The sequence below is a fragment of the Pseudomonas entomophila genome (assembly GCF_029478665.1).
Taxonomy (GTDB): domain Bacteria; phylum Pseudomonadota; class Gammaproteobacteria; order Pseudomonadales; family Pseudomonadaceae; genus Aquipseudomonas; species Aquipseudomonas entomophila_F.
In genome coordinates, this window is sequence record NZ_JARPQB010000080.1 from 1 (window position 1) to 8,905 (window position 8,905).

At 63.9% G+C, this 8,905-nt stretch carries 5 protein-coding genes; 3 read left to right on the plus strand and 2 right to left on the minus strand.

The features are described 5' to 3' along the window. Positions 1-684, plus strand: a 684-nt coding sequence (locus P5705_RS25235; RefSeq protein ID WP_277463590.1) for a 4'-phosphopantetheinyl transferase family protein, incomplete at its 5' end; no start/stop codon positions are given. Here the strand turns inward: P5705_RS25235 and P5705_RS25240 are convergent. Then, positions 681-2,285: an ATP-binding protein gene (locus tag P5705_RS25240; protein ID WP_277463591.1), complete on the minus strand. Its 1,605-nt coding sequence runs from the start codon at positions 2,283-2,285 to the stop codon at positions 681-683. The two genes, P5705_RS25235 and P5705_RS25240, sit on opposite strands and share 4 nt — an antisense overlap. Then, positions 2,282-2,977: a response regulator transcription factor gene (locus P5705_RS25245; protein WP_277463592.1), complete on the minus strand. Its 696-nt coding sequence runs from the start codon at positions 2,975-2,977 to the stop codon at positions 2,282-2,284. The genes P5705_RS25240 and P5705_RS25245 overlap by 4 nt, the downstream gene beginning before the upstream one ends. An 800-nt stretch (positions 2,978-3,777) precedes the next feature. Between P5705_RS25245 and P5705_RS25250 the strand changes: the two genes are divergently transcribed. Together P5705_RS25250 and P5705_RS25255 are read left to right on the plus strand one after the other, a co-directional pair. Continuing rightward, positions 3,778-6,654, plus strand: a complete 2,877-nt coding sequence (locus tag P5705_RS25250; RefSeq protein WP_240067177.1) for a ribonucleoside-diphosphate reductase subunit alpha — start codon at positions 3,778-3,780, stop codon at positions 6,652-6,654. 622 nt (positions 6,655-7,276) lie between these two features. Continuing rightward, positions 7,277-8,527 carry a ribonucleotide-diphosphate reductase subunit beta gene (locus P5705_RS25255; protein ID WP_214500462.1) on the plus strand — a complete coding sequence of 417 codons (1,251 nt, stop codon included), beginning with the start codon at positions 7,277-7,279 and terminating at the stop codon, positions 8,525-8,527. Positions 8,528-8,905 lie beyond the last annotated feature (378 nt).

Here is an 8,905-nt window from a genome sequence, read left to right on the forward strand (position 1 = left end):
TGCTGCGCCCCCCTCCAGCACCACTGGCCCCTGCCCCGCCCGGTCCCCGGCGCCGTACTGGTCAGTTGCGCCTTCGACCCGGCCAACCTCGCGCCAGACGACTTCCAGCGCGCCGGCATCGCCCAGACCGCCAGCCTGCAACGCTCGGTGGCCAAGCGCCAGGCCGAATACCTGGCCGGCCGGGTCTGCGCCCGCGAGGCCCTGCGGATCCTGGACGGCCGTGACCATGCGCCCGCCAGCCACGAGGACCGCTCCCCCATCTGGCCGGCCGGCATCCACGGCTCGATCACCCACGGCCAAGGCTGGGCTGCCGCGGTGGTCGCCGCCGATGGCCAGTGCCGTGGCCTGGGCCTGGACCAGGAAACCCTGTTGAGCGAGGAACGCGCCGAACGTCTGGCCGGCGAGATCCTCACCCCCATGGAGATGGAACGCCTGGACCGCAGCCAGCAAGCCCTGGCCGTGACCCTGACCTTCTCGCTCAAGGAGAGCCTGTTCAAGACGCTCTACCCGCTGACCAAACAGCGCTTCTACTTCGAACACGCCGAACTGCTGACCTGGTCCGCCGACGGCCGCGCCCGCCTGCGCCTGCTCACCGACCTGTCGCCCGAATGGCACCACGGCGTCGAGCTCGATGGCCAGTTCTGCGTCCAGGATGGCCACCTGCTCAGCCTGGTCAGCGTCTAGTCCCGGGGCTGCTCACGCGGCCAGCTCAGGCTGAAGCAGGCGCCGCCCAACCGCTCGCTGCGCCCGACCAAGGCGCGGCCACCATGCCAATAGATGATCCTGCGCACGATCGACAAGCCCAGCCCATGCCCACCGGATGCGCGGGTGCGGCTGTCATCGAGCCGGGTGAACGGCGTGAAGATGCGATCCCAGACGCCTTCCGGGATCCCTGGCCCGTCGTCCTCCACATCGATGCGGCAACGCTGCTGGCCGACCTGATAGCTCAGGCGCACCTCGGATTCGGCATGGCGCATGGCATTGCTCACCAGGTTCTGCAGGGCGCGGTGCAAATAGCGCGGCTCGGCTTCGACCCGGGCATCGGCACCCTCCAGGCCCTGGCACTCACCCCGCACCACCTTCACCTCGGCCCGCAGCGGCGCCAGCTCCTCGATCACTCGCGCCAGCAGTTCGTCCAGGTCCACCACCCGGAAGTGCAAGGCCGGCGCGCCCTGCTCCAGGCGGGCGTAGGTGAGCATCTCGTCAACCAGCCGGTCCAGGTCCTGGATATCGCCATCCATGCCGGCCAGGTGCTTGGCCCGGGCCTGTTCGGTGCTGGCGCTCTCGATCATTTCCAGGCCGAAGCGCAGCCGCGCCACAGGCGTGCGCAGCTCGTGGGACACCGCCCGCACCAGCTCGCGCTGCATGGTCAGCGAGCGCTGCAAGTGCTCGGCCATGCCATTGAAGGCCGCGGCCAGGCGCCCGACCGAGTCGGCGTCGCCCGCCGGCACCCGGGTGTCCAGGCTGCCCTGGGCAATACGTGAAGCCGCCACTTCAAGGCCCGACACGCGTCGCTCCAACTGGCGCACCAGCAGGTAGACCACCAGCCCGATCAGGCACAGCCCGAGGAAGGCGATCAGGATCAGCAATTGCGGCGGATAGGGGTTGAGCTGGTACAGCGGGCCGATCTCCAGCACCCAGGGTGACCCGGCAAGCCCCGAGAACACGCGGATCGAGTCGCCATCCTTGCCCAGTGCCATCACCGTGTCGCCTTCCTCCACCCGACGGCGCTGATCGTCGTCCAGCGCCGCCCGCTCGATGCGCTGCAAGGCGATGTCGAAACCGAAGCCTTTGCTCTGCCTGAGCTGCGCCAGGCGCGCCTGCTGCTCGGTCACCGGGTAGCGCACGAGTTCGTCGGCCAGTAGATAAAGGGTCGCGCGGGCCAACTGCTCGCTGATCTGCTTCACCTCGGCCACCAGCAGCACATCTTCGTGGCCGACCCTGCGCAGTACCCGGGCGGCATGCGGGCCAGTCTTCTCGACCACGACCAAGTCGCGGTACAGGCGCGCGCGCTGCCCGCCATCGAGGGTGAACCCCGACATCGGCTGCAGGTCCAGCGGCACGCCGAGCAGTCGCTCCCAGATCACCAGCGAACGGGTGCGCTCCACCGCATTCTGCTGCGCCAGGTTGTCGGCCATCAGGCTGAAGGTGCCCTGGGCCAGGCGCTCGCGGTGCTGACCGGCGCGGATCTCGTTGACCAGGTGCAGGCTGAGCACACCGAGCACGGCCACCAGCACCAACACCGCGAGCATGCCGCCATAGATGCGCAGGAAGATCGAGTTCATGGCGCCTCGCCGACGAACAGGTAGCCCTTGCTGCGCAGGGTCTTGATCAGGCGCGGGGTGATCGGGTCGTCGCCGATCTTGGGGCGGATCTTGGAGATGCGCACATCGATGGAGCGGTCCTGGCCGTCGTAGCCGACGCCGCGCAGCGAGGTGAAGATCTCTTCGCGGGACAACACCCGCCCGGCGTTGCTGGCCAGCAGCCAGAGCAGGTCGAATTCGGCGCCGGTCAGTTCGATGAGCTGGCCGCCCAGGCGGGCTTCACGCTGGCGGCTGTCTATATGCAGCGGGCCGAAGGTCAGGTCCTGGCGCCGTTCGGGTGCTTCGCTGCGGCGCAGCAAGGCACTGATGCGCGCCAGCAGCAGACGCGGGCGCACCGGCTTGCAGACGTAGTCGTCGGCGCCCAGGTCCAGGCCCTGGACTTGGTCGAGCTCGTCACTGCGGGCGGTGAGCATGAGGATGGGGCCTGTGTACTGGCCGCGCACGCGGCGGCAGATGCTCAGGCCGTCCTCGCCAGGCAGCATCAGGTCGAGGATCACCAGGTCTGGCTGGCTGTCGATGATGCGCCGCGCGGCACGGCCACCGTCGCCTTCCACCGCCACTTCGAAACCGTTGGCCTGGAGGTATTCGGCGGTGAGCTCGGCGAGGCGCTGGTCGTCCTCGACGATGAGGATACGGTTTGCTGGCTGGTCCATGGCCTTACCTTGTGTTGGTCTTTTATTGTTGTTCTTGCGTTGGCTGCTGCGGCCCCTTCGCCGGCAAGGCCGGCTCCTACAGGTATGCGCCCGTCCTGCCATCGCAACTGCCTGATCCGATGGAAATTCCCTTTCACCAAAGCGCAACATCGCCTGCCGATACTACGTCCCGCCCCCACCCCTGCCAACCACGCAAGACGCCCCTCGACTGAACCGTTTTTTGTGATAGGGTTCGCGCCCGCAAAATTCTGCGCAGAGGCGTAGCACAGGTAAAAAATAGTGCAAACCTCTTGGGATAAGGCTTACAGCAAAAACCCACAAAGTACCCACAACTTATCCACAGGCGCTTGTCTTGCAAAGCCCCCAAGACCGCATTATCTTGTATCCCTATCGCAGCGAACCACTAGATATAGGGTTTCGTGCAAAATCACAAACACAAGTCAACCGGCAAATTCAAGCGAATTTACTGACTGAACTTAACGTGATTCCAGCAGCCAAACCGCTCCTGCGGAGGCCACCGATGCAAGCCCCCAGACGGCCTTGTTCGGGTATGAGTGTTGCAGGCACTGTCTCGCACTCATCAGCAACAGATTTTGGGTACGCCCAGAACCTTTGACTTCGGCCAGGGAGCGGCAGCTTATTGCCCCCAATTCCTGAGTCTGTCCCGAAGTCGGTACGCCCGAGCGGGCGGATGCGCGTGCATCACGCGCGTCCCCGCCCGGGCCATCGAACAAGTGGACGGAACGGTGGGCGCCCCAACAGGCGCCTGAACAAACTAGAAACTGTGGAGACACCCACCCATGCAAACCGACACAACTCGCGAGAACCCGCAGGCCAAGGCGCCGCAGGCCGAATCCAACCAGGATCTGGCTGCCACCGCTCCGGGCCAACTGCGCGTGATCAAGCGCAACGGCACTGTCGTCCCCTACACCGACGACAAGATCACCGTGGCCATCACCAAGGCGTTCCTCGCAGTTGAAGGCGGCACCGCCGCCGCCTCGTCGCGCATCCACGACACCGTCGCGCGCCTGACCGAGCAGGTCACCGCCACGTTCAAGCGTCGCATGCCATCGGGTGGCACCATCCACATCGAAGAAATCCAGGACCAGGTCGAACTGGCCCTGATGCGTGCCGGCGAGCAGAAAGTCGCCCGCGACTACGTGATCTACCGCGACCAGCGCGCCAAGGAGCGCGCCACCCGCGCCAACACCGACGCCGTGGTCGAGCCGCACCCAAGCATCCGCATCACCCTGGCCGACGGCAGCCTGGCCCCTCTGGACATGGCCCGCCTGAACACCATCATCAGCGAAGCCTGCGAAGGCCTGGCCGAAGTCGATGGCGACCTGATCCAGCGCGAAACCCTGAAGAACCTGTACGACGGCGTCGCCCTCAAGGACGTCAACACCGCCCTGGTGATGACCGCCCGCACCCTGGTAGAGCGCGAACCCAACTACTCGTTCGTCACCGCCCGCCTGCTGATGGACACCCTGCGCGCCGAAGGCCTGGGCTTCCTGAACGTCGCCGACAGCGCCACTCACCACGAGATGGCCGACCTGTACGCCAAGGCGCTGCCGGCCTACGTCGAGAAAGGCGTCGAGTTCGAGCTGCTCGACCCCGCCCTGAAAGGCTACGACCTGGAGCGCATGGGCAAGGCGATCAACCACGAGCGCGACCAGCAGTTCACCTACCTGGGCCTGCAGACCCTCTACGACCGCTACTTCATCCACAAGGATGGCGTGCGCTTCGAGCTGCCACAGGTGTTCTTCATGCGCGTGGCCATGGGCCTGGCGCTGGAAGAGAAAGATAAAGAAGCCCGCGCGATCGAGTTCTACAACCTGTTGTCGTCCTTCGACTACATGGCCTCCACGCCAACCCTGTTCAACGCCGGCACCCTGCGCCCACAGCTGTCCAGCTGCTACCTGACCACCGTTCCGGACGACCTGTCGGGCATCTACCACGCGATCCACGACAACGCCATGCTGTCGAAATTCGCCGGTGGCCTGGGCAACGACTGGACCCCGGTGCGCGCCCTGGGCTCGTACATCAAGGGCACCAACGGCAAGTCGCAAGGCGTCGTGCCGTTCCTGAAAGTGGTCAACGACACCGCCGTCGCCGTGAACCAGGGTGGCAAGCGCAAGGGCGCCGTGTGCGCCTACCTGGAAACCTGGCACCTCGACATCGAAGAATTCATCGAGCTGCGCAAGAACACCGGTGATGACCGCCGTCGTACCCACGACATGAACACCGCCAACTGGATCCCCGACCTGTTCATGAAGCGCGTCTTCGATGACGGCAAGTGGACCCTGTTCTCGCCATCGGAAGTGCCTGACCTGCACGACCTGACCGGCAAGGCCTTCGAAGAGCGCTACGAGTACTACGAAGCCCTGACCGAGTACAACAAGATCAAGGTGTTCAAGACCATCCAGGCCAAAGACCTGTGGCGCAAGATGCTGTCGATGCTGTTCGAGACCGGCCACCCATGGCTGACCTTCAAGGACCCGTGCAACCTGCGTTCGCCGCAGCAGCACGTGGGCGTGGTCCACAGCTCGAACCTGTGCACCGAGATCACCCTGAACACCAACAAGGACGAGATCGCGGTCTGCAACCTGGGCTCGATCAACCTGCCGAACCACATCGTCGACGGCAAGCTGGACACCGCCAAGCTGCAACGCACCGTGAACACCGCCGTGCGCATGCTCGACAACGTGATCGACATCAACTACTACTCGGTGCCGCAAGCGCGCAACTCGAACTTCAAGCACCGCCCGGTCGGCCTGGGCATCATGGGCTTCCAGGACGCGCTGTACCTGCAGCACATCCCGTACGGCTCCGACGCTGCCGTCGAGTTCGCCGACAAGTCGATGGAAGCGGTCAGCTACTACGCGATCCAGGCGTCCTGCGACCTGGCCGACGAGCGCGGTGCCTACGAGACCTTCCAGGGTTCGCTGTGGTCCAAGGGCATCCTGCCGCTGGACAGCCAGCAGATCCTGATCGAGGCCCGTGGCCAGAAGTACATCGACGTCGACCTGACCGAAAGCCTGGACTGGGCGCCGGTGCGCGAGCGCGTGCAAAAAGGTATTCGTAACTCGAACATCATGGCCATCGCGCCGACCGCGACCATCGCCAACATCACCGGCGTGTCGCAGTCGATCGAGCCGACCTACCAGAACCTGTACGTGAAATCGAACCTGTCGGGCGAGTTCACCGTGATCAACCCGTACCTGGTCCGCGACCTGAAGGCCCGTGGCCTGTGGGACTCGGTAATGATCAACGACCTGAAGTACTACGACGGTTCGGTGCAGCAGATCGAGCGTATTCCGCAAGAGCTGAAGGACCTGTACGCCACCGCGTTCGAAGTCGAGACCAAGTGGATCGTCGACGCCGCCTCCCGTCGCCAGAAGTGGATCGACCAGGCCCAGTCGCTGAACCTGTACATCGCTGGCGCTTCGGGCAAGAAGCTGGACGTGACCTACCGCATGGCCTGGTACCGTGGCCTGAAGACCACCTACTACCTCCGTGCCCTGGCCGCGACCAGCACCGAGAAGTCGACCATCAACACCGGCAAGCTCAACGCCGTGTCGAGCGGCGGTGACAGTGCCCCGGTCCAGGCCGCAGGTCCTGCGCCAGTGCCGAAGGCTTGCGCCATCGACGAGCCGGATTGCGAAGCTTGCCAATAAGGCCTTCGCAGCGCTGAGCTGACCATGCCGCCTCAACCGCCCTCACGGGTGTTTGAGGCGGCATTTTTTTGCCCCGCTGCCGGCCGCCCCGCGCTCCCCTTGTAGGAGCCGGCTTGCCGGCGAAGAGGCCAGTACAGACAATCCCCTTCCAGGGTCATGCCCCAGATCAAAACACCATATGCTGTGGCAAATAAAAAAAACCACACTACATATAGGATCCGCTCGCATTTAGAGCTAGACTCTCACCCCAGTGAAAACAACCCGAATCGGCTGAACGCAAGCGCATAATCCCGGTCGAAAAATTACCACCGGCCGCGCCCTGCCCCCCCGATCCGACATGAATTCCGGTATACTTCGCCCCCCAAAAAAGGGTTGAACCAATGATCGACTGCGTGAAGCAAGCCCCACTGGGCCAGACCGCAGGTTTCATCGTTGCCGTACAGCTTTCAAGCGCCCTGCCCCCTCGCCCGAGTGCAGGCCAGGCGCTGAATCAAACACCTTCAAACGTGACGAGAGCCCGCTCTCACTGCCAGCCGCAGCGCCCATTGGCGTCGCGCCGCACAGGCATCACTTCAAAATCCAACCGGTTGCCCCGCGCAACCCTCTAGCAGGAGCCAGGACCATGCTGAGCTGGGACGAATTCGACAAAGAAGACGGCGAAGTAGCCGCCAAGGCCAACACCCCCGCGCAGGCCGCCGCCGCCACCACCCTCGACAAGCTCGACAGCGCCGGCGGTGCCGCCGCCCTGGAAGCCCGCGCCGCCACCGCCGCCGACTCCGACGCCGTGAAGCGCGCCAAGGCTGCGCTGGACGCCCTGGACATCGCCGAAGGCCTGGCCGAGCTGGAAGGCTCCTCGGCCCGCGTCGCGGTCGATGAAAAGCGCATGATCAACTGCCGCGCCGACCTGAACCAACTGGTACCGTTCAAGTACGACTGGGCCTGGCAGAAGTACCTCGACGGCTGCGCCAACCACTGGATGCCGCAAGAGGTCAACATGACCGCCGACATCGCCCTGTGGAAGAGCATGGACGGCCTGACCGAAGACGAGCGCCGCATCGTGATGCGCAACCTCGGCTTCTTCTCCACCGCCGACTCGCTGGTTGCCAACAACCTGGCCCTGGCCGTGTACCGCCTGATCACCAACCCCGAGTGCCGCCAGTACATCCTGCGCCAGGCCTTCGAAGAGGCGATCCACACCCACGCCTACCAGTACTGCATCGAGTCGCTGGGCATGGATGAAGGCGAGATCTTCAACATGTACCACGAGATCCCGTCGGTCGCGAAAAAAGCCGCCTGGGGCCTGAAGTACACCCGCGCCATCTCGGATCCGGAGTTCAACACCGGCACCGTCGAAACCGACAAAGAGCTGCTGCGCAACCTGATCGCCTACTACTGCGTGCTGGAAGGCATCTTCTTCTACTGCGGCTTCACCCAGATCCTGTCCATGGGCCGCCGCAACAAGATGACCGGCGTCGCCGAGCAGTTCCAGTACATCCTGCGCGACGAATCCATGCACCTGAACTTCGGCATCGACGTGATCAACCAGATCAAGATCGAAAACCCGCACCTGTGGGATGCCGCGATGAAGGAAGAGGCTACCCAGATGATTCTGCAGGGTACCCAGCTGGAGATCGAATACGCCCGTGACACCATGCCGCGCGGCGTACTGGGGATGAACGCGGCGATGATGGAGGATTACCTCAAGTTCATTGCCAACCGTCGACTGACTCAGATTGGTCTGAAGGAAGAGTATCCGGGGACTACCAACCCGTTCCCTTGGATGAGCGAGATCATGGACTTGAAGAAGGAGAAGAACTTCTTTGAGACACGCGTGATTGAGTACCAGACTGGTGGTGCTCTGAGCTGGGATTGATCATCCAGCTAACCAAGAAGGCTGCCTCCGGGCAGCCTTTTTTATGGACGGTCACGAAATCTTGCAGAGGATTGGCTACGCTCGAAAAAATCGAGTGTTGGCTGCCAGGTGCCCGTCTCAGATCTTGTGGCGATGCGCAAATCGAGCGCCGCCCGCACGGCGCATCGCGGATGAATCCGCTCCTACATCGGTTGCAACGTGCCGCACCTGTTAGGCCATGGTCGCTAGCCTTAGCGCACGGCGTGAGCCTCGCGGGGCGGCAGCGCCAGCCAATGAACCGCGTCGTACCAACAAAGCAAACAACCATGGCCTATCTGTCCTGGCCACGTTGCAACAAATGTAGGAGCGGATTCATCCGCGATGCGCCGCGCGGGCGGC